Origin of the sequence: Lysinibacillus sp. NPDC056220, from assembly GCF_049315265.1 — a bacterium.
Taxonomy (GTDB): domain Bacteria; phylum Bacillota; class Bacilli; order Bacillales_A; family Planococcaceae; genus Lysinibacillus; species Lysinibacillus pinottii.
Genome location: NZ_JBMOXD010000002.1, coordinates 738105 through 762197, shown reverse-complemented (window position 1 = coordinate 762197; position 24093 = coordinate 738105). Strand labels below are relative to the sequence as shown.

Annotated in this window: 24 protein-coding genes and 1 other annotated feature; of the genes, 6 read left to right on the top strand and 18 right to left on the bottom strand. The window is 38.8% G+C overall.

Features of this window, described 5'->3' with window-relative positions; genetic code table 11:
* Positions 1-111: 111 nt before the first annotated feature.
* The 3 genes from ilvD to ACOZBY_RS08780 form a co-directional block, all read right to left on the bottom strand.
* On the bottom strand, positions 112-1782 hold the full coding sequence (gene ilvD / locus ACOZBY_RS08790) for a dihydroxy-acid dehydratase (RefSeq protein ID WP_031416245.1): 1671 nt from the start codon (positions 1780-1782) through the stop codon (positions 112-114).
* A gap of 370 nt (positions 1783-2152) precedes the next feature.
* Entirely contained in the window at positions 2153-3475 is a 1323-nt protein-coding gene (locus ACOZBY_RS08785) for a D-arabinono-1,4-lactone oxidase (protein ID WP_012294947.1), read from the bottom strand.
* Entirely contained in the window at positions 3463-4638 is a 1176-nt protein-coding gene (locus ACOZBY_RS08780; RefSeq protein WP_031416246.1) for an amino acid deaminase/aldolase, read from the bottom strand. Before ACOZBY_RS08780 ends, ACOZBY_RS08785 begins: the two co-directional genes overlap by 13 nt.
* A gap of 784 nt (positions 4639-5422) precedes the next feature.
* On the opposite strand from ACOZBY_RS08780, the gene ACOZBY_RS08775 reads away from it, so the two are divergent.
* On the top strand, positions 5423-5680 hold the full coding sequence (locus ACOZBY_RS08775; RefSeq protein WP_004231402.1) for a GlsB/YeaQ/YmgE family stress response membrane protein: 258 nt from the start codon (positions 5423-5425) through the stop codon (positions 5678-5680).
* A gap of 35 nt (positions 5681-5715) precedes the next feature.
* On the opposite strand, the gene ACOZBY_RS08770 is transcribed toward ACOZBY_RS08775, so the two are convergent.
* Entirely contained in the window at positions 5716-6414 is a 699-nt protein-coding gene (locus tag ACOZBY_RS08770) for a lytic transglycosylase domain-containing protein (RefSeq protein ID WP_031416249.1), read from the bottom strand.
* Between the two features lie 193 nt (positions 6415-6607).
* Here ACOZBY_RS08770 and mscL point away from each other — a divergent pair, with 193 nt between their 5' ends.
* From mscL to ACOZBY_RS08755, 3 genes are all read left to right on the top strand, one after another.
* Positions 6608-6997, top strand: coding sequence for a large conductance mechanosensitive channel protein MscL (gene mscL, locus ACOZBY_RS08765; protein WP_008180473.1), 390 nt, complete (start codon positions 6608-6610; stop codon positions 6995-6997).
* Positions 6998-7321: 324 nt separating this feature from the next.
* Positions 7322-8437: a methionine biosynthesis PLP-dependent protein gene (locus ACOZBY_RS08760; protein WP_012294952.1), complete on the top strand. Its 1116-nt coding sequence runs from the start codon at positions 7322-7324 to the stop codon at positions 8435-8437.
* A gap of 2 nt (positions 8438-8439) precedes the next feature.
* Positions 8440-9600 carry an aminotransferase class I/II-fold pyridoxal phosphate-dependent enzyme gene (locus ACOZBY_RS08755; protein ID WP_422762034.1) on the top strand — a complete coding sequence of 387 codons (1161 nt, stop codon included), beginning with the start codon at positions 8440-8442 and terminating at the stop codon, positions 9598-9600.
* Positions 9601-9651: 51 nt separating this feature from the next.
* On the opposite strand, the gene ACOZBY_RS08750 is transcribed toward ACOZBY_RS08755, so the two are convergent.
* The 13 genes from ACOZBY_RS08750 to ACOZBY_RS08690 form a co-directional block, all read right to left on the bottom strand.
* Positions 9652-10083 carry an NUDIX hydrolase gene (locus tag ACOZBY_RS08750; protein WP_012294954.1) on the bottom strand — a complete coding sequence of 144 codons (432 nt, stop codon included), beginning with the start codon at positions 10081-10083 and terminating at the stop codon, positions 9652-9654.
* A 286-nt stretch (positions 10084-10369) separates the two neighbouring features.
* Positions 10370-10597, bottom strand: coding sequence for a hypothetical protein (locus ACOZBY_RS08745; RefSeq protein WP_099805316.1), 228 nt, complete (start codon positions 10595-10597; stop codon positions 10370-10372).
* Between the two features lie 54 nt (positions 10598-10651).
* Complete coding sequence (locus tag ACOZBY_RS08740; RefSeq protein WP_031416254.1) at positions 10652-11188, bottom strand: hypothetical protein; 537 nt, start codon at positions 11186-11188, stop codon at positions 10652-10654.
* 134 nt (positions 11189-11322) lie between these two features.
* The gene (locus ACOZBY_RS08735; RefSeq protein WP_004231380.1) at positions 11323-11475 is read right to left on the bottom strand and encodes a YpzG family protein; all 153 of its coding nucleotides are present in this window, start codon (positions 11473-11475) and stop codon (positions 11323-11325) included.
* Between the two features lie 266 nt (positions 11476-11741).
* The gene (locus ACOZBY_RS08730) at positions 11742-11885 is read right to left on the bottom strand and encodes a hypothetical protein (RefSeq protein WP_012294959.1); all 144 of its coding nucleotides are present in this window, start codon (positions 11883-11885) and stop codon (positions 11742-11744) included.
* A gap of 244 nt (positions 11886-12129) precedes the next feature.
* Positions 12130-12444, bottom strand: a complete 315-nt coding sequence (locus ACOZBY_RS08725; protein WP_012294961.1) for a DUF3784 domain-containing protein — start codon at positions 12442-12444, stop codon at positions 12130-12132.
* A gap of 11 nt (positions 12445-12455) precedes the next feature.
* On the bottom strand, positions 12456-13739 hold the full coding sequence (locus ACOZBY_RS08720; RefSeq protein ID WP_180276564.1) for an alpha/beta hydrolase: 1284 nt from the start codon (positions 13737-13739) through the stop codon (positions 12456-12458).
* A gap of 1126 nt (positions 13740-14865) precedes the next feature.
* A complete protein-coding gene (argH, locus tag ACOZBY_RS08715; protein WP_031416256.1) occupies positions 14866-16248 on the bottom strand; it encodes an argininosuccinate lyase in 1383 nt (460 codons plus the stop codon).
* 80 nt (positions 16249-16328) lie between these two features.
* Positions 16329-17522 carry an argininosuccinate synthase gene (locus tag ACOZBY_RS08710; protein ID WP_036162036.1) on the bottom strand — a complete coding sequence of 398 codons (1194 nt, stop codon included), beginning with the start codon at positions 17520-17522 and terminating at the stop codon, positions 16329-16331.
* 350 nt (positions 17523-17872) lie between these two features.
* Entirely contained in the window at positions 17873-18682 is an 810-nt protein-coding gene (locus tag ACOZBY_RS08705; RefSeq protein ID WP_099805313.1) for a CPBP family intramembrane glutamic endopeptidase, read from the bottom strand.
* An 86-nt stretch (positions 18683-18768) separates the two neighbouring features.
* A complete protein-coding gene (locus ACOZBY_RS08700; RefSeq protein WP_031416259.1) occupies positions 18769-19563 on the bottom strand; it encodes a MerR family transcriptional regulator in 795 nt (264 codons plus the stop codon).
* 73 nt (positions 19564-19636) lie between these two features.
* The gene (locus ACOZBY_RS08695) at positions 19637-20386 is read right to left on the bottom strand and encodes an SDR family NAD(P)-dependent oxidoreductase (protein ID WP_012294969.1); all 750 of its coding nucleotides are present in this window, start codon (positions 20384-20386) and stop codon (positions 19637-19639) included.
* 8 nt (positions 20387-20394) lie between these two features.
* The gene (locus ACOZBY_RS08690; protein ID WP_051800271.1) at positions 20395-21384 is read right to left on the bottom strand and encodes an MBL fold metallo-hydrolase; all 990 of its coding nucleotides are present in this window, start codon (positions 21382-21384) and stop codon (positions 20395-20397) included.
* A gap of 86 nt (positions 21385-21470) precedes the next feature.
* Positions 21471-21684, top strand: a binding site (T-box leader).
* Positions 21685-21730: 46 nt separating this feature from the next.
* Between ACOZBY_RS08690 and proC the strand changes: the two genes are divergently transcribed.
* Together proC and namA are read left to right on the top strand one after the other, a co-directional pair.
* Complete coding sequence (proC, locus tag ACOZBY_RS08685; RefSeq protein ID WP_197225259.1) at positions 21731-22534, top strand: pyrroline-5-carboxylate reductase; 804 nt, start codon at positions 21731-21733, stop codon at positions 22532-22534.
* Positions 22535-22582: 48 nt separating this feature from the next.
* The gene (gene namA, locus ACOZBY_RS08680) at positions 22583-23593 is read left to right on the top strand and encodes an NADPH dehydrogenase NamA (protein WP_012294973.1); all 1011 of its coding nucleotides are present in this window, start codon (positions 22583-22585) and stop codon (positions 23591-23593) included.
* A gap of 56 nt (positions 23594-23649) precedes the next feature.
* Here namA and ACOZBY_RS08675 read toward each other — a convergent pair whose 3' ends face one another.
* Positions 23650-23934, bottom strand: a complete 285-nt coding sequence (locus ACOZBY_RS08675) for a DUF1450 domain-containing protein (RefSeq protein ID WP_197225260.1) — start codon at positions 23932-23934, stop codon at positions 23650-23652.
* Positions 23935-24093: the final 159 nt, after the last annotated feature.

Genomic DNA, 24093 nt, shown 5'->3' with positions numbered 1-24093 from the left:
CCGAGGGGATGTCGGATCTAGTTGTATCGCCGGCTTCCAGCACGACCGGCTCTCTGGTAGATACAAGGCTCTAGAACCTTTAACCTCATCAACGTTTTCATTTATCTAGTTTTAAATCTTCATAACGCCACCAGTGGAAGCGTTCGTCACTAATTTTGAATATCTAGCGAGCCAACCTCGTTTGATTTTAGGCTCAAAGACTGGTAATTTCGCACGACGTTCAGCTAAAATTTCCTCTGAAACTTGTAAATTAATCGTACGATTTGGTAGATCAATTTCAATCATATCTCCATCTTCTACTAAAGCAATTGGACCACCTTCAGCAGCTTCTGGTGAAATATGCCCGATTGAAATACCACGTGATGCTCCTGAGAAACGACCATCTGTAATCAATGCCACCTTTGTACCAAGGCCACGACCTTGAATCGCAGATGTTGGTGCCAGCATTTCCGGCATTCCTGGGCCACCTTTAGGACCTTCATAGCGAATGACGACTACATGGCCCTCTTTCACTATTCCATTATCAATATTTTCTTGTGCTGCCTCCTGTGAATCAAAAACGATGGCTTGACCTTTGAATACTTGGATGGAAGGATCTACTGCACCAACTTTAATCACTGAGCCCTCTGGTGCGATATTACCGAATAACACCGATAAACCGCCTACAGCACTATATGGATTTTCTTTCGTTCGAATGACTTGATTATTCGTAATGTGATGATCTTTGACTAATTCACCCATTGTCAGCCCTGCCACTGTTGGACGATTAGGATGTATAGCACCTGGGATAGACACCAATTCATTAATAATGGCACTAACGCCACCAGCTTTATTAATATCATCCATTGAAATATCGGAAGCAGGCATGATTTTTGCTAAATAAGGTACTCGTTCTGCGACCTTATTAATATCCTCAATGTTGTAATCTATTTCCGCTTCATTGGCAATGGCTAATGTATGTAGAACCGTGTTAGTAGAGCCACCCATAGCCATATCTAATGCAAAAGCATCGTCGATTGCTTCTTTTGTAATAATATCGCGTGGCTTAATGTCTTCCTTTACCATACGAATTAATTGTTTCGCCGCTTCTTTAATCAGCTTATGACGCTCTTCAGAAGTAGCTACGATTGTTCCGTTACCTGGTAAAGCAACACCAAGCATTTCCATTAAACAGTTCATAGAGTTTGCGGTAAACATTCCTGAGCAGGAACCGCAAGTCGGACAAGCATTATTTTCAATATCTAATAGCTCTTCAGCAGACATATTTCCTGATTTATGAGCACCTACACCTTCAAAAACAGAAGTTAATGAAAGCTGTTTACCTGATGCAGATGTCCCGGCCTCCATTGGACCACCGGACACAAAAATCGATGGTACATTAGTACGAACTGCTGCCATAAGCATACCTGGTGTAATTTTGTCACAGTTTGGAATATAAAATACGCCATCAAACCAGTGTGCATTAATAACCGTCTCAGCTGAGTCTGCTATAATTTCACGACTTGGTAATGAATAGCGCATACCAATATGCCCCATTGCAATACCATCATCGACACCAATTGTATTAAATTCGAATGGAATACCACCCGCTTCAATAATGGCTTCTTTTACAACATCAGCGAACGTACGTAAATGAACGTGACCTGGTATTATGTCGATATAAGAGTTACAAACCCCAATAAATGGCTTTCCTAAATCTTTTGCTTTTACTTTGCCTGTTGCATATAAAAGACTTCGATGTGGCGCTCGATCTACGCCTACTTTTATCATGTCACTTCTCATTTTAAACGCCCCTCATTTATTGCTTTCCATACTATGTTCGTTGCTATATACAAAAATCACAATCTTCTGTCTTTTTATTTTTTGTTTATAGATAACAGCTTTCTAAAGTATTACTGCTGTAACGAACGTGTTAAATTGTTGTTATCATAGTACGAAAAAAAGGTCTCGTCAACACTATTTTTTGAATTGTTTAAACAATTCAAAAAATCTGTCAAAATTGAAATCGTTTACATGCTGATTAAGCATCAGTTTTATCTCGCTTTGATAAAAATTTTGACATTTCGTTCAAATTTTAATTTTTTTAAAATATAGAACAATAGTTTTCTAAATATGAACAGAGAGTTGGAAAGGAAAGTAAAGGAGATAGCGCTTACAATAGAAATAACTTTTTTAAATATCCTGTAAAAAACACATGATCGGGATCATATTGGTGGCGAATGTTTATAAATTTTTCAATTTCAGGATATAATTCATAAACCTTTGGAGCCGTTAAATGATGTTGTTTTCCCCAATGTGGGCGACCTTCATATTTTTGCATTAGAGTATGCACCCATTTAAAATAGGGCTCCTCTGACATCCCTTTATACATATGAAAGGCGATAAAGGCGGACTCTCGCCCCTGTGTAGGGCTTAAAAAACCAGCTTCCCCTGCCGTTGTTCGACATTCTAATGGAAAATGAACATTATAAACGCCCTTTTTAAAGGTTGCATGAATTTCCTCTAAACAAGCTTCAAATTGAGATAATGGGATAGCATATTCACTTTCCTGAAACTTCACACTACGAGGTGAAGGATAAATTTCATAGCTTATACCTATTCTTTCACTTTCCACTACATTAGCTGCTGCTATTTTACTCATGGCACCACTTAAAGCTGGTTTCCACCTACAAAGCTCAGACATAGCAAAAAAAGCACCATTTTCTACAATTTGTAGCTTGAGGTTTTCTATTTTCTTATTCCATTCACTTTGATAGATAGGAGCAACAACATTCATTCGCTTCACCTGTATCGTCTCACTACCAGGGAAATAAAACCATTCCACATGACGATGTTGTTGGATATCCTCCGAAAACCCGATGAGTCCATTAGCTAATGTATCTCTTGCCCCCACATAATGAAGACCATATAATGGCATGACTTTAATAGTTACTTTGACAAGAATACCGAGCATTCCTAGCGAGACATGAAGCGCTTCTGATAAATCGTCCAGTCCTCGTCGATGCTCCTGATAAGTTCCCGTCCCATCCACAAACCCCCACGACATCACGGTCGAGGACAAGGAACCAAGTGTAACCCCTGTGCCGTGTGTACCCGTTGAAACTGCACCTGCAATGGTTTGCTCCTGAATATCTCCCATATTAATTAATGCAAATCCATGCTTTGCTAGCATTGGTCCAATTTCATATAAATAGGTTCCCGCCCACAATGTAGCCTCCTGCTTTTCCTCATTCACAGCGATTAATCCGCGCATATTATGTAAGGAAATAGCTATATGCTCCGGCATTGCCACAGCGCTAAATGAGTGTGCGGCCCCCGTAACACGAATCGTCTTTACTGATTCCCGGGCATGTTTTACAATCATTGAAACCTCCTCAATGGAATGAGGTAAATACATTTCACTTGGGTAAGAAATAACATTCCCAGCCCAATTTGTCCATTTTTCTCCATTCTTCCACTTCTCTATAGAAAACATTGTCCATCCCCCCTGTATGTTGTAAATGGTCCTACATACTTGTCCCCTCGTACACCATGTAATAATGGAAATCGCTCACAAAGCTCCCCAGCCTTTGCATGTCTAAAATAAATGGTGTCGCCAATTTGAATGTTTTTCCCCTTGACCTTAATGGGTGTTTGCACCTCTCCTGCCCCTTCTAAGCTAAGATATGCAAACTTGGCAGGTTCATAGAATACAGGTAACCGATCGCTACCAATCGCACCTGAAGCGGTATATCCTCCACCATGACAAACAACGATATTTTTTTCAGGCTGTCTTGTGACACGTAAGGCAAATCCGGCTGCTTTTTCAAGTCGCAAATGGGTAAATTGGTCAAACAGAGCAGGGGCATAAAATGCAGAGCCTACCGTAATTTCAGTTACTTCTTTCTGTTTAGTTGTGTAGGTCATACTACCTGAGCCTCCTCCATTTACAAAACGTAAAGTTGGAAAATAGGCCTTGATATGAGCGATAGCTAATCGACGAAATTGGGTGACCTGCTTTTTCGCCTGTGATTGCATGACTTCTATTACTCTACCTTTTATAACATTCGCTGGACGATTACCAACACCAGCGATTTGCGCCTCATAGCCCATAGCCCCGACTACTTCAATAGAAGGACTATTTTTGATGGCTTGCAAAAATGGCGTTAACGTCTCAAGGGAATATAATGATGAACGTTTCGTACCAAAATACAATAATTTAAAATCATTTGAAACATTAATATCAATGCAGACTGGGACGCGCACACCCACTTCATTCCCTAACTTGGATAATAGTTCGATATGTTCCTGTCGATCAACCATAAACGTAACGGTTTTCCCCTCTTGAACAAAATACAATAATTGACGTATAGCCGCCTCTTCCATTACTGGATAGCCCAGTAGTAAATCATCAAATTGCTGTTGCAATAAAAAAACCGTCTCTGCTGCTGTAAAAGTCATAAACCCTACTACATTCGGAAGTTTTTGTTGAATATAACGAAGCACCTCTACTGAACGAATCGATTTTGTTGCTAGACGAATTGGCTTTCGCCCACATGCATCCTGTATAATTTGAATATTTTTATCAAGTGCATCAAAATCCAACCAAGCAAATGGCCGTTCCAAATGACAAAACAATTCATCCCACCTTGTTGTCATTTAATCCCTCCCTTTTAAGTACTAAGTATTAGACATGAAATAGAATAATTCCTTTCATTAAAATAAAAACAACCGTGAGCAATTAACTAACTATGCCTACACGGTTGTTTTAAAATGGGACAAACATTTCATTCACCTTTCTATTAAATTGATTACGATGCGTAAAGGAAATCCGCTGCTAGATTTAATAAAACTAACAAATGCAAGCCCGCAATTAGTAGTCCTTGACGATTTAATCGTTTCATTACAGCCATATTCATATATAACACGCTCCTTTTTCTCATTATACTCTTTTTTAGTTTATTTTTCAAACTATTCAAACAATATAAAATTACCCATTTAAAAAGACTTCCTATAAGGAATGTGCTACATCAAATTATGGATGGGCGATTGAGGAGATGAGTCAAAAATATTTTTACGAATGAATAGACTGTTTTTGCAAATAATTTTAGAAAAGGCTCATTCATTTATTTCGAAAGGTGGTGAACGTATTTTAGGTACGATTTGAAGACGCAAACATACTATAGAAGTAAGCGATAATCGGTGTATGTATTATATAAAAGCTGTTCTATGTAATGTAGGCATTTTTGCAACAATTTATGCAGATGATTTGGCTGTCACTTTAGCTAACGATTCATCGACATGGTGAAGAGCTGCAAGGTTTAACGACAGCCTGATAAAAGCATGTAATTATTACTAAAAAAGATGGCAACGTTTAATCTGCTTCATTCAGGGTATAACTAAGTAATCGCCATTATATCTTAACTTTAAGGAGATGAAAATTATGATTAGTTTCATTTGGTATTTAATCATCGGAGGGATTCTTGGATGGTTAGCAGGCGTAATTTTAGGTAAGGATGTTCCTGGTGGTATCATCGGTAATATTATTGCAGGGATTGTCGGTTCTTGGATTGGTAGTATGGTTTTAGGGAACTGGGGTTGGAGAGTTAGTGATTTCTACGTATTCCCTGCTTTAATCGGTGCTATCGTGCTGATATTTATCGTAAGCCTTATTCTAAAAGGTATGCGTAAAGCGACTTAAATATGCGATGAAGAGCCATCCAATGTGATGGCTCTTTATTTTTCTTGATGTAAAAGAACTGCCGCTTTTAACTCATCATGATAAGCGTTGTACAATTGATAGTAATGCAACACATTTTCCACATATTCCTCACTGTGATTATATTGAAAAACTGCCTTTTTAATCTCTCCTTTTGCTGCACCATATTTCGACAAGTAATTCGCTGCACTAAAGACTGCATCCTCTATGTCATATGGATCTGCTATACCATCCCCATTTGCATCAACACCATAGCCCCCATATTTCGCAATGGTTTGCGGGCTCATCAACTCGTTTTTGGAAATGTTTCCCTTCCCTAAACCTGAACAAGTAGGATGCTTCCAACCAACAAATGTGCAAGGCATGAATTGCATATGCCCTTCTGCTCCCGCTGACGATACCATTGTTTTTACCGTAGAAAAACGAGTCTCAATGCGATGATGTGCAGCAAGTAAGGTCCACGGTACACCATACTTTTCCTCCGCTGCTATGTAAACGGGAATAAATTTCTCAGGAATGCTTATATCAAATTGCTCCTGAATTTCTTCTATGGCCTTTTCCTGGGCAAGCTTTTCAAAAATCGGTAAGGTTTGAAGCTCCTTCCAAGCGAAAAAAGTAAGGACATATACGGTTATTGCTATTGGTATTAATAATGCTATCATACCCAATTTTGTGGCGGGTGATAACATCGGTTTGTTATTCTTTTTTTTAGCCATAAGTCACACCTAATCTAGTATTCTACTTCCATATTACCAAATTTTTCGAAAAAAGTAGTGAATTTTTTTATGTCATACAACCTAGCATCATAGGACATCATTTCCACTACGAAAGCAGTTGAAAGACTTGGGAAAAATATAGTAAAATACAAATTGATTAATTTTAAGGATAATAATAGGGAGGAATTTTATTTTGTGGAAAGACTTTAAAGAATTTGCGATGAAAGGCAATATTATCGATTTAGCAGTGGCAGTTGTCATTGGTGGTGCTTTCGGTAAAATTGTTACCTCCTTAGTTGAAAATATCATTATGCCATTAGTCGGTGTGTTAACAGGTGGTATTGATTTAACAGCAAGCTTTGTCTACGGCTCAGGTGACGCACAAATCAAATTAGGCGTATTTTTACAATCAATTATTGACTTTTTAATTATTGCATTTGCCATTTTTATGGCTTTACGAATTATGACGAAGCTTACCAATAAAAAGGAAGAAGCTGTCGTGGAAGAACCCACTCCTGAACTGGATGCTAAGGAAGAACTCCTAAAAGAAATCCGCGATTTATTAAAAAAAGAACAAGCCTAATCTATCACTAGATTGAATCTGTCTCATTCTGATGGGGCAGATTCTTTTTAATTTGAAAGAAACATACTCACAAGGCTTCCCCTCTGCTCCATGAATAATTATATACTACCATAAAGCCTCCTTGGTAGAACCGGTATTTATCTATCCCCCACCATTCCCTACTATTCCTACGTGATTAACATAAAATAATCTAGCTAATTTTCTGAAATCACCCTTGTTCTTCTTGAATATCCATGTTAAATTGGTAACAATTATTGAGATTACTATTATTAAATGAAAAGCGAATAGCATGCTTTTCATCATAATGGAGAAAAGAGTGACGTCATGACATTAAACAGAAGCATTGAAACAAAACTTGTACAACTAGGCAATTTAAGTGACCCAACCACGGGAGCAGTTAGTCCACCTATTCATTTATCGACTGCTTATAAACATGCTGGAATCGGGGAATCCACAGGCTTTGACTACACACGCACAAAAAATCCAACTCGTGCTCTTTTAGAAGCAGGCTTTGCTGATTTAGAGGGTGGCGATATGGGCTTTGCCTGTAGCTCTGGGATGGCTGCCATTCAATTAGTATTATCCATTTTTAAACCAGGCGATGAATTAGTGGTGCCAGATGATTTATATGGCGGTACATATAGACTATTTAACTTCTTCCAAGAGACATATAATATCAAGCCTGTTTATTCAAAATTTGAATCGGTTGAACAGGTAGAAGCATTAATAAATGAACATACACGTGCATTATTCATCGAAACACCAACGAATCCGCTTATGCAGGAATTTGATTTACAAGTATATGCTGAGCTTGCACATAAGCATGGTGCATTGCTAATTGTTGATAATACATTCTATACACCATACTTCCAACGCCCTATTGATTTGGGAGCAGACATTGTGCTTCACTCTGCAACAAAATATATTGGCGGACATAATGATGTCTTAGCTGGAATCGTAGTGGCTAAAGGTACCGAATTAGCTGAACGCATTGGTTTTATTCATAATGGTAGCGGCATGGTTCTTGGTGCTATGGACTCTTGGTTACTTATTCGCGGCTTAAAAACAATGCACCTTCGCTTAAAGCAACATGATGCCAATGCCAAAGCTATTGCTGCTTATTTAGAGGAAGAGGCACTAGTTACAGACGTCCTTTACACAGGAAAAGGTGGTATGCTGTCATTCCGCTTACAAAAGCCTGAATGGATTGACCCATTCCTTCGTAACTTAAAGTTAATTACTTTTGCAGAAAGTCTTGGTGGTGTAGAAAGCTTTATTACCTACCCAGCTACTCAAACACATGCAGATATGCCTTATGAAGAACGAGTTGAACGAGGAGTTTGCGATCGTTTACTACGTTTCTCAGTTGGGATCGAGGAAGCAGAAGATTTAATTGCAGACTTACGACAAGTATTTGATATCCTTAGAAAAGAGGCATAATTATGACGCAACATATTGAAACTAGCCTCATTCACGCGGGTGTCCGTGATGGCTACTCAAATAAAAAAGGAGCAGTCAATGTTCCTATATATCTTTCCTCTACTTTCCACCAAGAGAGTATAGATGAGTTTGGCGAATATGATTATGCTCGTTCAGGTAACCCTACGCGCGATGCTCTAGAAAAAGCGATAGCAGAGCTTGAAGGTGGAGTACGTGCCCATGCCTTTTCCTCAGGGATTGCTGCTGTTTCAGGTGCTTTAATGCTGTTGTCACAGGGCGATCATATCGTGATGACAGAAGATGTTTATGGTGGAACATATCGTTTTGTGACGAAGGTTTTACCGCGTTTTGGGATTTCCCATACTTTTGTAGATTTCTCAGATTTATCAGCCGTGGAGGCCGCTATAACACCGACTACTAAGCTGCTTTATATAGAAACACCATCTAATCCAACGTTAGGCATTACTGATATTCGTGGTGTAGTAGAACTGGCCAAACAACATCAATGCCTCACATTTTTGGATAATACCTTTATGACTCCATTACATCAACGCCCGTTAGAGCTTGGTGTTGATGTCGTGATTCATAGTGCGACGAAGTTTTTATCAGGGCATTCTGATATTATTGCAGGATTAACAGTAACAGCTGACGAAAAGCTAGGAGAGGACTTATACTTTATCCAAAATTCATTTGGCAATATTTTAGGAGTACAGGATTCATTCACACTCTTGCAGAACATCAAAACGACAGATGTACGCTTTAGCCGTTCTGCACAATCTGCTCAAAAAATTGCTGAGTTTTTAGCAACACATACACTGGTTGAACAAGTCTACTACCCTGGCCTCTCGTCACATCCAGGTTATGACATCCATCAGCGTCAAAGTACAAGCTCTGGAGCTGTTTTATCCTTCCGCTTACCGAACTATGCTTCCGCAAAAGCTTTAGTCGAGGCAATGAAAATTCCAGTTTTCGCTGTCTCACTCGGTGGTGTAGAATCCATTCTTTCGTATCCAGCAAAGATGAGCCATGCCGCTATGGAGGCTGAGGAACGTGCCAAACGCGGAATCACAGATGGACTTCTACGCTTTTCTGTAGGACTCGAGCATGTAGATGATTTAATAGCCGATTTCGCACAAGCTTTAGAGGTCGCTGCAAAAGCATAATGGAATAGACGTTAAAAACCGCGCCCATAATGACGCGGTTTTTCTGCATGCTCAATACTTCACCTTAGCCAACACGCGATATAAATAATCGCCATGCCCCTTAGCTAACTTAGTATCTTGCTCAGCTGATATCCAGTAAAAAGAAAAAAGTAAATCTGCTTCATTCATACCCGTAGGATGATGTTGCCAGGTTTCCCTTGTTTCCTCAGAAGTGGTTAAATGATAAAAATAGCGTTTCTGTAAAACACCTGATGGATGGTTAAAATAATCCTGTGCAATAAGCCCTTGGACAACAAGTGTTGTTAGGCCTGTCTCCTCCAACATCTCCCTCTTTACGGCCTCTAATGGTGTTTCTCCTTCTTCTATCGTACCTTTGGGAACTTGAATACCTGCCCCTATTGTATTTTGTTCAAATACGAGAACTTGAATTTGTTCCTCATGCTCTCTCGTAATATAGCCAAATGCTTTTTCAACTACTTGCATGAAGTCTTCCCCCTATCTAATTGTGTGTTACATAAATACAAAAATTGGAATAGCAGGTGAAAAGTGTTGACACTTATTATACGTTAGATGCAAGAAAATGACATTACTTTTGTACAAGAAATGACCAGTCAAGGCTGGCATCATACATATGAAGGAATCATACCTCACGAAACATCAGACTGTGTCATACAAATCGCTTCTGTCACCGATTTCAATGGGTCTCATTGGAATATTTTTATCTGGCAACGATTGACGTATATTTTTCAACCATAGGATTCTGCGTTGCCTAGTGCTTTTCCCACACTTTTATTGATGTAAGATTAATTTGTTTGCCCTGAATAACAAGTGCTGTTAATCCTCTTGTACTGCCAGATTCATGTGCTTGTCCTTGTCTCCAAAGAACATCATCTCCTGTTTGAATATCGACACTATTTCCACCCTCACCACAAACCCAGCCTTCGCCTCGGATAACAATCAATAATTGGGGTTCAGGGACTTCATGCAAGCCTACCATACCATTTGGCTCGATATAAATAAATCAGTTGCATCTAATTTGATTCTTATCACGCTATGCTAATTCTTCTTGTGCAAATGCTAATAACGTACCATCCTCTTTCTTGTAATAAAAAATAAATGCATCATAGCCATTTCTTTTTACCGTCTCCCAGTCTGTTATTTTACCATTCATTAACTGAACATTTCCTTGTTTATCCACCTCATAGTCATCTGCTTCTTCGTCATAATCAATATTGTAGAAAAATGATAAGACAACTTCAGTGGCGGGCATATTATATTGCTGAAGAGGACGGTTGCTACGATGTTCTTCAGTATAGTCATCGCAAAACAACGCATTATAACCATGTAGAGTCGCATCAAAAAGTAAAATCTCCTCTGCTGACAAAGGGTCCTTGGCAATTATTTTAGCAGTCGAACCTGAAATGAATGGTAAAACCTCTCCTTCTAAGGTTAATAAATCACCATAGTACCAAATTTCAAATTGTGTGTTATTTGAACTAGAGCAAAGCTGTAATTGTGATTCGACCACTTCTGATGGTTGAATCCTTTTGGCAAAATACTGTAAATAGGTAGGAATAGGATTATTCATAGTTGCTTCTCCCCTTTTTTATTCGATAAAATCCTCATACCTCTTATACCGTATTATAATTTAATGAAATTTTACACAAAAAGAAAAGCCCAGAAATTTTTCTGGACTTGATGACACTTACTTTTCTAGCATGATTAAAACTGACGGGCCTTTGCTTCGCTTCGCAAGAGACGGTTATGAAGGGTTATCTCCGTTTCCCCGTTTACTTGCGATTTTGATCGCTTAATCCTTGACCAGTTGCGGTGGATTTTTTGAGATTTGGGGTCTAATTGTTCGAACCTACTCATTTTTCATCCTCCTCATCATTATAGATTTCATAAGTGAAATCTTTTATATTATGACCAGCTAGGATGGAATTATACAACCCCTCTAATAGTCGCTTATGGTTTTCCTATTATTTATTTTCTTTTAGTCAAGTTAAGGCATATTGCACATCTCATTCTGCTCCAATGCGTAAACCATCTTCGTCAATATTAAAATGACCATATGATGTGCCCAACGAGTAGCTTTTTCAGTATTTCCAGCGCCTACTAATGCAAAACAGCCTCGCATTTCATTTCAATAAAAAGCTGAAATCCTCGCCACCTCTTGTTGGAACGTCTAAATGATAGGCTTCGGCATCAAAATGCTCAATCGCTAAACGTTCAACTAAGTCGGCACTAGCTTTACCATTGATGACGACTAGTACCGTATTCATAAATTACCTGTGCTGTACCAACTTGATCAGCATAATGACGAATTTGCCCCTCTAAATGCATACGAACTTCTTGAGAACCATGCTTCATAGGTTCTACTTAAATTCGTATATTCGATGCTACTAATTTCCCTCAAGCACTCCTTCTAGTTTTACCATTGACATCGCTCTTGTTTAACAGAATTTCTGATAAATAATAATGATTCTCATACAAAATCGCTTTTGCGATCAAGCCCCTTTTATAATTTTATCTTTTAAATCGATTGCCCGTGTTCATATAAATCATTAAAAACATCGTAAGTACTACGAAAAGAATAAGACCTACAATAAATAACCACTGTGTTTGAAATATTTCATTCAGCACCCATAAAAGTACACAAAAACAGTAGCCATACATCATCTTCCCCATAAATTTTGCAAGTGCTACTTCGTCATATTTATCTTTTTTATCTGATGACATGGTGTTAAAGCCAGCAATTAAAAATATCCCTTTCCCCTGCGATAATACAAGGGCAAAGCTAAGAAACGGGAGCATAATGATTAGATATACAAAGACACCCACAGTGAATCAGCCTACTTTCCGTGAATAAATTGTTGAATAGTCGGTAGTAAATCCTCATGTAATGGAAGTGTTGGATCTGCATAGGTTGCTAAATTCGCGGCATAGTCTTCTGGTGCCTTTTTCAACACATGGTTCATCCCCTTCATATAAAGAAGCTTTGCATTAGCGTTACCTTTCTTTAATGCCTCTGCATCGACTTCCTTCACTTGTAAATCAGTCGTTCCTTGCACAAGTAGTACACGACTCTTTACTTTCCCAAGCTCTACGGCTGGATTATACTTGAACATTGAAATAAGGAATGGCTGTACAGAAGGACGGAAGACTGCTTGTAATTCTGGCGAAATACTTTCTACTTGCTTTCCTTGCTTAAGAGCTTTCAAAATGTCCTTGGATTCTTTGAATAAATTTGGTGCTAGTTGACTTTTTAATTGCTCCATCAATACTTCATCCATTGGACGCCCAGCACCCGCAATCGAAACAAAGGATTCTACTCCTGTTTGTTGAGCAGCTAATAAACCAATTAATGAACCTTCACTATGCCCAATTACATGAATATTTGTATAGGCTTTATTAGCCTGCAAGGATTGAATGATTTTCACTGCATCCTCCACATATTGGTCAAACGTCACATCTTCTTCTTTTGTCAAGAGTGCTTGATTATCCCCAATACCGCGCTTATCATAGCGTACAGTTGTGATGCCCTCCTGAGCTAAACCTTCAGCAATCATTTTTAAGCTATTATTTTTACCAGCTAAAACTGAATTACCATCCTTATCTGTTGGCCCAGAGCCAGCTATAATAACTGCAACTGGTGATGGAGATGTTGTATTAGCTTTTTGAAGAGCCACCATTAGGTCACCTTGCTGAACTGGAATTTTTAATGTATCGTAGGTGACTGGTTCCTCTTTATATGCTTTTAAGATAAGTGGGAATGTCCCCCCATTTTGTTGAAATGTTGCTTCAATTTGTTCATTTTTGAATGTACCATCAATATCTATAAATGAGCCATTTAATTGAATGGACACAGTTACCTGATCACCTGTATATTTCACACTCTTCAACGGAAAATTGGATATTCCCTGTGCTGGCACGGATAGAGTACCACCATCTTTCTGTAAATCAACAATGATTGGTAGCTGTCCATTCGGTGTTTCAATATTGCCTTCCCATTTTCCAATAAACTGTTCGCTCATGGCACTTCCCCCCTTTGTTTCATTGTTTTCTGCAATCACTCCCTTTTGCCCACAGCCAGCTAAAAGTAAAAGCGTACAGCATAACACAAACAATTTCTTCAATACAATCTCCCTCCCTATGTGAAAATTACCAATATTTTTGGCAATACTGCCATACTGATTCATAAACACTATTTGTTAGCATAATTAACTATCCAACCAATGCCTTATTTTTTGAACTAACGAGGATGTATCCCTATGTACTGTCATAGCAATCGTGAAATGGTAGTGCCATAGCATCAAAAATGTCTACTATTTATAAGCATAATACCCCTACTTCCATTGTTTTAAAATAAACAAGGACAAATTTGTCATGGCTCTTTTTTTAAACACCTGGTACTTGCCACCCTAATAGGTATATGGATTAACTAATTGTAACAAAGTAAAATCTGTTCTACTAAGAGTAGTACAGACTTTTTTCGTTGTCAAATGTAGGTATTTTTTGGTGTCCGTTTTGTTATCTTCCCCCATTGAAAAGCAGCAATAAAAAAGGACCCAGAATAATTCTGGATCCATGGACACTTATTGCTTCTAGTTGATTTTTTACTGGAATGGTTTACGCTTCACCTTAATCTATAGTGAAACAGATCTCTGCTTCACCTTTAGCCTTAAGTATTAAGAAGCTTCAACCCTCCACAGCTGTGGCGGACTTTCCTGAGATTCTTGGTCTTTGGGTGTTTGACTATTACTCATTCTGCATCCTCCCCATCAGTTTAGATGAATAAGTGTTTCCAGTCTTATTATGAACCATTGCCCTTCTGTTTATGCATGATTATAATGTTTTCTTTGGCTAAGAAACTATGCCAGCCATGGTGAATTTGTATTTTGGTCTTGTGGCGTGCAGCAACAGTCATTAAGTCCTGATTGATCGTGCAGCGAAATCCAATCATTTTCCGTAAACCAACTCTACATCTGCTAACGCATTGGATTCCGTCACCTTTGCTGCATCTTCCTTTGTCATCTATTGATTAATCGATTCATCACCCATCATTTTGTTCCTCCCACCACGTTTTTATACAAAAACCCCAATTCCGCGTCTCCAGAATTGGGGATTGTCCTTCACGTATGTAAGGTACTCTTTTTCACGTCACCCACTGGCTCTGTTGAAAAAGGATAAGGTTTTCATAGTGCCTCACAGGACAGCTTTAATGAATATCTATGCAAAGGTCACGAGGACATGCACGCAAAATTAATGTTGGGCAACTAGACAAGCTTGGGCTTTTTCAATTTGAATTTTGACTTGGTCAAAGCCAGTGCCCCCAAGAGAGTGACGACGTCGAACGGCCGCTTCTGGCGCTAACACATCGTAAATATCCGAATCAATTAACTCGCTTTCATGCTTCATCTCATCCAATGGTAAATCTAATAGGTAAATGCCTTTTTGAATACAAGTGAAGACAAGTTTACCTGTTACCTCATGTGCTTCACGGAATGGCATACCTTTTGTAGCAAGGTAATCAGCTAGCTCTGTTGCGTTCGAAAAGTCAGCATGGACAGCCTGCTGTAAGCGATCCGTATTGACGGTCATCGTACGAACCATACCTTCAAAGATTTTCAGAGAGCCAAGAATCGTATGCACTGTATCGAACATGCCTTCTTTATCTTCTTGCATATCTTTGTTGTACGTTAATGGTGTTCCCTTTAAAACCGTTAACAAACCCATTAGATTTCCATAAACACGCCCTGTTTTGCCTCGAATGAGCTCAGCCATATCGGGATTTTTCTTTTGTGGCATAATGGAAGAACCTGTTGAAAAGGCATCATCCAATTCAATAAATTTAAATTCATCTGTAGACCATAAAATGATTTCCTCAGCAAAGCGCGATAAATGAGCCATTAACAAGGATGCATTACTTAAAAATTCTACAATAAAGTCACGGTCACTTACAGCATCCATCGAGTTGGCATAAACCTCACTAAACCCAAGCAATTCTGCTGATTTTAAACGGTCTATTGGGAATGTTGTCCCTGCCATCGCTCCTGCCCCTAATGGCAAAATATCAATGCGTTTGATGGATTCTGTGAAGCGTTGCTTATCACGCTCTAGCATCCAAAAATAAGCCATTAAATGGTGGGCAAATGAAATGGGCTGAGCTCGTTGTAAATGTGTATAGCCTGGTGCAATCGTTTCAATATGCTCCTCGGCTTGGACTAATAAAGTTTGTTGGAATGTAGCAATTAAATCAATCGTTTCCTGGACACGCTTTTTCAAAAATAGATGCATATCCGTCGCAACTTGGTCATTGCGGCTACGCCCTGTATGAAGTTTGCCACCAACAGGACCAATTAAATCAATGAGCATCTTTTCTAAATTTAAATGTATATCTTCATTAGCAATGCTAAATTCAAGCTCACCTGCTATTGCCTTATCTTTCAGTTGGGCAAGACCACTCAGTATGGCCTGTACATCAGCTGATGGTAAAATCCCTGTTGCGCCAAGCATTGTGACATGTGCAACACTACCTTCAAGGTCCTCTAGCACAAGTTGTTGATCAAAGCCAATGGATGCACCAAATTCATCTACCCATGCTTCTGCTGATTTTTGGAAACGTCCACCCCATAGTTTTGTCATGTCAGCTCACCTTTTCCTTTATTACTTTTCAAAAGGTGTAGGTCAAGCACAAATGCTTCACCCCACCCTGCTTATTACGATTACTTTTTATTAACAGCTGAGTTCACTACAGTTGGTAGACCCCATAGTTCGATAAAGCCTACAGCGGAAGCGTGGTTGAATTGATCTTCCTTCGAATATGTGGCTAATTTTTCATTGTATAGTGAATTTGGTGATTTACGTCCTTCTACAATGGCATGCCCTTTGAATAATTTCACACGCACTGTACCATTCACATATTGCTGTGACTGGGTAAGGAATGCCTCAAGTGCATCACGTAATGGAGAGAACCATAAACCATCATAAATTAATTCAGATAGTTTTTTCTCAATGACTGGCTTGAAGTGGGCTAATTCTTTGACAAGTGTTAAATCCTCAAGCTCTTTATGAGCCGTTAACAACACCTTAGCACCAGGAATTTCATAAACCTCACGAGATTTAATACCGACTAAACGATTTTCAACGTGATCGATACGTCCAATGCCATGTGCACCTGCTACTGCGTTTAATTCCTGTATTAAATCAGCAAGCTTCATTTCTTTGCCGTTTAAAGCAACTGGTTTACCAGCCACGAATTCGATTTCCACGTACTCTGCTTCATTTGGTGCATTTTCTACTGAAACCGTTAAGCCATAAGCTTCTTCTGGTGGAGATACCCATGGATCTTCCATAATGCCCGCTTCATTCGCACGACCCCATAAGTTTTGGTCAATTGAAAATGGAGAATCTAATGTCGCAGGAATAGGTACATTATGTTTCATCGCATATTCGATTTCCTCATCACGGCTCCAGCCCCACTCACGTACTGGTGCTAATACCTCTAAATCAGGATTCAATGCTTTAATAGAAACTTCAAAACGTACTTGGTCATTTCCTTTTCCTGTGCAACCATGAGCTACAGCATCCGCACCTACTTGGTTCGCAATCTCAACTAATTTTTTCGAGATTAATGGACGAGAAAGAGCCGACACTAATGGATACTTTTGTTCATACCATGTGTGTGCTTGTAATGAAATTAATGCATAGTTTTCAGCAAATTCATCCTTTGCATCCACCATATAAGATTCAATCGCTCCTACTTGTAGAGCTTTGTTTTTTACAAACTCCAGATCTTTCCCTTCACCAACGTCAAGACATACTGCGATTACGTCCCAACCTTGTTCTTTTAACCATGGAATTGCGACCGAAGTATCAAGTCCACCTGAATATGCTAGTACAACCTTTTTATTTGCCATAACTAAATACGCCTCCATTGCTCTATAGATATGTATGTTTATACATTCAATTAAAAGTTTATACACGAATAGTATCATGTTATAAAAATAAAAACAAGCGTATTTTTATAAATTAATAGACTTTTATTTTTCTTATAAAAAGTCCGTTTATCCATACATCACTCTGAAGAAAATCAATGATATTCACTCGGAAAAACACTTTTCTACTATAGACATAAATGTATACTATATAAATTACAACAAAAAAGAATCCAATGTATAAATTGGATTCTTGTGCGCCGCTATTACTGGATAAAAAAACGAACTATTGCTTGGAACAGCTCGACCACGCGTAATGGAAATCTACGCGTTTACTTGCATTGGATAGATTTATTTGACCAAACCTTCTTTGGATTCATCAGTATAAGTAGAAAGGCTGCTATTGAATACAGGATAGCGTTATACATCATTAAAATAATTAAATTCTCGTTTATTATGCCAATAAAAAAATTGAAGAATTGATGAATGATTATAGGAATTATTAAATTTTGATTAATTGAATAGAAGGCTGTCATAATGATGGTCGTAGAAATGATGGAAAGCATAAAGAATACGATGTATTTCAGTAGCTCCAACCCTGTAAATCCAGTTGTAAACCAAATCGGTAAATGCCAAATCCCCCACCAAAATCCTATGATAATCGCACATTGTAATGACCCATATTTCTTTTGAAGCTCAAGCAAGGCAAAGCCTCTCCACCCTAATTCTTCTCCTATAGGTCCTGACAACAGATTTTTAAAGAAATAATAACTAAGCATTCCCCAGGATGAAATAGTAAAAATTGCGTCAGCTTCAGCATGATTCATAGCTAGAAGTAAGATGATGATAAAGATGGTGCCTTGAATGAGCAAGACAGAAAGAATGACAGAAAATTGGAGTTGATGTTTAAATTTTTGTTTCACGAAATGTAAAAAGTGCTGCCCTGGATAAATTTTTGGAAATAGTATGGCAAAGGCAAAAGTCGATGACCATGCTGATAGACAGCGGACTATATCGAATACCCATGTAGGAAGCCCTAGCATTTTGACAGCGCCTACAAGGCAAAAAAGTGGTAAAAAGATGATATTAGTGAGGATAACGAAGCTTGCTACTGGTCTTTTTAGCTTCTTTTTTCTGTTCATATAATAAATCCCCCGTTTCGTTCTGAATACCTTCAGCTTAAACCTGGGGGTTGCTCACAGGTCAATACATATTTCTGGCCATCACTCTATTTTATTGGGACATACATTTCTAAAAAAATTCGTTCTAACCCTCCCTCGTAAGTCGCTAGTAATAAGTTAATATAAACGAGACCTAAAAGTTTATAGCCATTTTCTTTTGCTACTCTTCTAATAGTCGCTTCCACTTGGTCATCTGTATTTTTGCCCCCGGTTGACCATCTTCCGTCTTCAATTACCGTATATAAACATTTAGGATGATATAAAACTTGCTCTTCTAATGTTTTCTCGTTTTCTTCTAGCTTTCGCACAATCATAAATTTATCTTTCTGCATGCCCTGTTCATTAAAGTGAATGACCCTTCTTAATGATGTCAGGATCACCGCTTTTTTTAAACTGTCTGTATTTTCTTTGAGTGCGTCATACTCTTCATAAGCTGTATAATGGTCTATTACGCCTAACATGGCTAGAGGTTTCATTTCTTTTATCGTAAAGGTACCTACATATTGTTGAATTTTTTGGCAATCTTCTTTAGCATTTTGGAGTTTTTTTAACAGTAGTTTTTTATAGGCTATCTCCTCTAACACTTGTTGTTCTTTCTCCTCCAATACGAGTTGGATTCCCTCTATGCTCATGCCCTTTCTCACTTCTTGTATTCGTTTAATTTCTAAATCCAATTCTCGATAAAAATTGACGGTTGTCAAATTATAAATATCCAATTGATTATACGTTCTATAGCCATTTTCGCTATTTTGGTGAGGCTTGACCAATCCCTTTTCCTCATAATATTTGATCGTATCTCTAGAAATGCCTAAAAATTTTGCCACTTGTCCAATTGTATACATATTACCCCCCTTTTCTTTGCCAGTATGAAAAAACTGTAGACATGCCAAGAACATGTTTACAGCTAGATGTTCATTATTTTTTATGGAAGAATGACTTCCCTAGGAACTCAATTGTTGCAGGTGCCAATGCATACAGTTTACTAGACAGCCCCATGATTTTTGGGAGGTTGACCTCTCGAACTGGGCGTTCAATTGTTTTAATTGTCGCCTGTGCTACTTCATCAGCTGATAATAAAAATCTGCCTAAAGATGCGCGATAGCCACTTTGATCATTGACCTTGTCTAAAAATGGTGTATCGATTGGACCAGGGTGAATGGCTGTTACTTTTACATGATATGGTGCAAGCTCCATGCGTAGTCCATTGGTAAATCCTACAATTGCATGTTTAGTAGCTGCATAAACACTTGCTTTCGGAGTGGCGACCTTGCCAGCCTGTGAACCAATAAAAATCAAATGCCCTTGATTTCGCTTCATCATCGTGGAAGCTAACCGTTTAGCAAGATAAATGGGTACACCAATATTCAATTCAATCATTTGTGCAATATCTTCATCCATTAACTTAGGAGCCTCAGCAAACTTTCCAACACCAGCTGAAAGGATGGCGACATCAATAGGAGGAAGCTGGGCACAAACAGCGTCGAGTGTATGTAAATGGGTTAAATCAGCTTGGATGACTTTGGCTCCCAAACGTTCTAAAACTTTTAATGCTACAGCATTGCGGCCTGTGGCATAAACGGTATGACCTTGGGCTACTAGCAACTCTGTTATTTTTAAGCCTACACCACTTGTGGCCCCTGTTACGAAGATCGTCTTCCTATTCATATATAGTCCTACTTTCTTTTAAATAAATAAATACCTTCTTCTGTCTTCGATGAAGTAATATAATTATTTGCCTCTAAATAATCTAAATGCCCCAACGTTTTAGACAAGGTTAATCCAAGCATATGCTGGAAGATAGCTGGATACAATCGTTTCGTCACTTGCACAACCGTTAATTGATCATCCCCTAGTAATTCACAAACTTTCATGGATTGCTGATGCTGTCTTTCTAGTCGTTTATCAATTAATATCGGAATGTCTTGTAGTTCAGCCCCATGTCCTGTATACATCATTTTGACAGGCAATTGGCGTAAGATTTCGAGGGATTCATTATATTGTAATAATGACTTTGTACGTCCCAATGAAGGATCTAATGGTGGTTCAATTAAAGGGTTTGGGGTGATTTTTTCAAGTAATAAATCTCCGCCAATCACATGATGTGTTTGTTCATCCCAAAAAATAAAATGGCTTTGTGCATGCCCTAATGTTTCAATTGCCTTTAATCCTGGATGCCCAGGTACTTCATCTCCATCGGTCAAAATTTGTGTCAATGGACGTTCTCCTACAAGCTCTAATTCACGACGTACATGCACGCTTTTAGCAATATACTCTTGTGGCACCCCATGTTCAAATAAACATGCACTGTAAAATTGCTCGTGATAACGTAAAAACTCTTCGTCATGACGAAGCCATTTATCATTATAGGCATGGCCTAAAATTTCAGCATATGGAAAAGCATCGACCCATCCCGCATGATCAGGGTGATGATGGGTGAGTACAACTTGTTCAATATCTCGCATATCATAGCCCGCAGCGCGAATCCCCCATTTCAGAGCATCATAGGCTTCTACTGTTTTTGGTCCAACATCAAAAATGCTAAGTGCATCACCTTTCACAATAAATGCATTGACATCTCCTACTTCATAGGGTGTTGGTATTTCTATTTTGTATATAGACAAAGTTGTCTCCCCCTTTTTACTCGCTAGTGAATACTGATTCATTCTATTTTACAAGTTTTTTCTGTTTTCGTCATCTTCCTGTTGACAGGTTGCTTTTCCATCACTATAATTTTGAATAATCTAATTATTAATGTGCGTTGAAGAAGCCGAGTACGTAATTGGTGAAGGTGTTAGAGAGTGTTACATTTGCTGAGAGTAACATCACCCACTCCCATTACCGAACCTATTTCTGAGCAGTTATGCAAACATAACCGTCTCCCTTGCGATAAGAGGGCTAAGAGTTGTGCCAATATTGGCAAACAAAGGTGGTACCGCGGAAACAAGAGCGTTTTCGTCCTTCTAAATAAGGACGAGAGCGCTTTTTTATTTTGAACTGGAGGTTTTATTCATGAAAAAAATTCTATTTATCGGTGCGGGCTCAATGGCAGAGGCATTGATTCAAGGGTGGATAAAGCAAAAGGTATTTTCACCACAGGAAATTTACGTCACCAATCGCTCTGATAAAGAACGTCTGCATTTCTTACAAGAAACATATGGCATCCACTGCATGTTTGATCAGGCCATTTATCGTCAGGCAGATCTAATTATTTTGGCGATGAAGCCAAAAGACGCAATTGCAGCGATGCGTGAGTTAAAACCCAAAATTACAGCACAGTCTGCGATTCTGTCGATTCTAGCGGGTATTGGCATTGGGACGATTACTGAACTTTTAGGGAGCCGTCCAGTCGCACGGGTGATGCCTAACACGTCTGCCACTATTGGTATGTCCGCAAGTGGCATTTCATTCAATAACGAAGTGTCTACTGCACAGCGTATTCTTTTTCTCCAGTTATTAGAGGCTGTTGGCTCTGTTATTGAAGTCGATGAGGATCAATTACATGCAGTCACAGCCCTTTCAGGTAGTGGCCCTGCTTATATTTATTATTTAATGGAGGCGTTCGAGCGTGTAGGGACAGAGGTAGGCCTATCTAAAGATACCGTACGATTATTGATGACACAAACACTTGCAGGTACTGCCGAAATGCTCAAGCAATCCTTAGATGAACCAGATGTTCTACGCAAAAAAGTAACAAGCCCTGGCGGGACAACAGAGGCTGGAATTCAAGCGCTAGAGCAATATCAATTTAATAAGGCGATTGAAGCTTGTATCAAAGAAGCTGTAGCACGATCTCGTTCACTTGCAAATGGATAACATTCGGTGCAAAATAGAGTTTATCACTAGGAATTAGGGGGCTTTATTTTGAGTAAATTATTCGAACCTTATCAATTACAATCCATTTCCTTAAAAAATCGTGTTGTCATGGCACCCATGTGTATGTACTCAGCTGAGGATGATGGTCTGGTCACACCTTTCCATCAAGTCCATTATGCGACAAGGGCAGCTGGGCAAGTAGGATTAATCATTTTAGAAGCTACTGGTGTTGTTCCAGAAGGTCGTATCTCCAATAAAGATTTAGGCATTTGGGATGACGCGCATATTGATGGCTTACGTCAATTAGTAGAGGGTATGAAAGCATATGGGGCTAAAACAGGCATCCAGCTTGGTCATGCTGGACGTAAAGCAACCGTAGAGGGCGAAATTTTTGCCCCATCAGCCATTGCCTTTAGTTCAGACTATCAAACACCTACAGCCATGTCTGAAGAGAACATTCAACATGTGATTGAAGCGTTCAAACTTGCTGCTATTCGTGCGGCAAAGGCAGGCTTTGATGTACTCGAAATTCATGGGGCACATGGCTATTTAATTAGTGAATTTTTATCGCCTGCTACGAACAAACGAGAAGATCAATATGGTGGCTCACAGGAAAATCGCTATCGCATATTACGCCAAATTATTGATGCCATTCGCAGTGTTTGGGATGGGCCATTATTGGTACGTGTTTCTGCAGAAGATTACGCAGAAGATGGCACTACAATGGATGACTTCATCGTCTTTAGCCGCTGGATGAAATCACAAGGAGTAGATTTAGTAGATGTATCAACAGGTGGCGTTGTCCCTGCTACTATCAATGTCTTTCCAGGATACCAAGTTTCTCATGCTGAAGCCATCAAACATGGGGCTGATATCGCTACTGGCGCAGTAGGCCTTATTACAACAGCCATACAAGCCGAAGAAATTTTACAAAATAACCGTGCAGATTTAATTTTCTTAGCTCGTGTTTTACTCCGTGAGCCGTATTGGCCGCTCCATGCAGCTAAAGAATTAAGTGAAGAACTACAACCACCCGTACAATATGTCCGTGGTTGGTAAACTTATTTCCATAACAAAACAGCTTGTGCGTTCACAAGCTGTTTTTAATTATTTAATTAGAAAAGTGGATTTTGCTTTATTTCTTCATCAATAGCCTCTATTAATGCCGCCGCATCATCCGCAGTGATGATTTCTCCGTTAACTATAGCAAAAATACCTTGCTCACAGATTTCACAATGCGATGTACACCCCGACTCCTCGATGTCAAAATCATCACGTTCTAACAAAACATCATATGCATCTGCGGCACCAAGCGATAAATTCGTCATGCAAAACTCGACTCTATTTTTTAATTTTAATGGCTGTGAATCTTTCTTCTTTTTAAAAAGAGAAAATACCATGTTTATTCCCCCTTACAAATATTTCACTCTGATCTTTCTCATTTTTGAACATCATGTGAATTATAAATAATTTCTAGTGCGTAGTAACTCTAATAGGCGATTTGAGACATTTGTCGACTCTTTATAGAACAAGTATACGGGTACATTTGGCAATGAAAA

Coding starts and splice junctions, on each gene's coding strand:
- ACOZBY_RS08780 (WP_031416246.1), bottom strand. CDS start 4,638: ATGACAACAAGGTGGGATGAATTGTTTTGTCATTTGGAACGGCCATTT.
- ACOZBY_RS08750 (WP_012294954.1), bottom strand. CDS start 10,083: ATGCAAGTAGTTGAAAAAGCATTTGGCTATATTACGAGAGAGCATGAG.
- ACOZBY_RS08700 (WP_031416259.1), bottom strand. CDS start 19,563: ATGTATACAATTGGACAAGTGGCAAAATTTTTAGGCATTTCTAGAGAT.
- ACOZBY_RS08735 (WP_004231380.1), bottom strand. CDS start 11,475: ATGAGTAGGTTCGAACAATTAGACCCCAAATCTCAAAAAATCCACCGC.
- ACOZBY_RS08675 (WP_197225260.1), bottom strand. CDS start 23,934: ATGGTATTTTCTCTTTTTAAAAAGAAGAAAGATTCACAGCCATTAAAA.
- ACOZBY_RS08740 (WP_031416254.1), bottom strand. CDS start 11,188: ATGAATAATCCTATTCCTACCTATTTACAGTATTTTGCCAAAAGGATT.
- ACOZBY_RS08760 (WP_012294952.1), top strand. CDS start 7,322: ATGACATTAAACAGAAGCATTGAAACAAAACTTGTACAACTAGGCAAT.
- ACOZBY_RS08775 (WP_004231402.1), top strand. CDS start 5,423: ATGATTAGTTTCATTTGGTATTTAATCATCGGAGGGATTCTTGGATGG.
- ACOZBY_RS08770 (WP_031416249.1), bottom strand. CDS start 6,414: ATGGCTAAAAAAAAGAATAACAAACCGATGTTATCACCCGCCACAAAA.
- ACOZBY_RS08710 (WP_036162036.1), bottom strand. CDS start 17,522: ATGGCAAATAAAAAGGTTGTACTAGCATATTCAGGTGGACTTGATACT.
- ACOZBY_RS08745 (WP_099805316.1), bottom strand. CDS start 10,597: ATGGTAGGCTTGCATGAAGTCCCTGAACCCCAATTATTGATTGTTATC.
- ACOZBY_RS08705 (WP_099805313.1), bottom strand. CDS start 18,682: ATGAACAGAAAAAAGAAGCTAAAAAGACCAGTAGCAAGCTTCGTTATC.
- ACOZBY_RS08695 (WP_012294969.1), bottom strand. CDS start 20,386: ATGAATAGGAAGACGATCTTCGTAACAGGGGCCACAAGTGGTGTAGGC.
- ACOZBY_RS08730 (WP_012294959.1), bottom strand. CDS start 11,885: ATGAATACGGTACTAGTCGTCATCAATGGTAAAGCTAGTGCCGACTTA.
- ACOZBY_RS08755 (WP_422762034.1), top strand. CDS start 8,440: ATGACGCAACATATTGAAACTAGCCTCATTCACGCGGGTGTCCGTGAT.
- ACOZBY_RS08785 (WP_012294947.1), bottom strand. CDS start 3,475: ATGTTTTCTATAGAGAAGTGGAAGAATGGAGAAAAATGGACAAATTGG.
- ilvD (WP_031416245.1), bottom strand. CDS start 1,782: ATGAGAAGTGACATGATAAAAGTAGGCGTAGATCGAGCGCCACATCGA.
- ACOZBY_RS08690 (WP_051800271.1), bottom strand. CDS start 21,384: ATGAATCAGTATTCACTAGCGAGTAAAAAGGGGGAGACAACTTTGTCT.
- proC (WP_197225259.1), top strand. CDS start 21,731: ATGAAAAAAATTCTATTTATCGGTGCGGGCTCAATGGCAGAGGCATTG.
- argH (WP_031416256.1), bottom strand. CDS start 16,248: ATGACAAAACTATGGGGTGGACGTTTCCAAAAATCAGCAGAAGCATGG.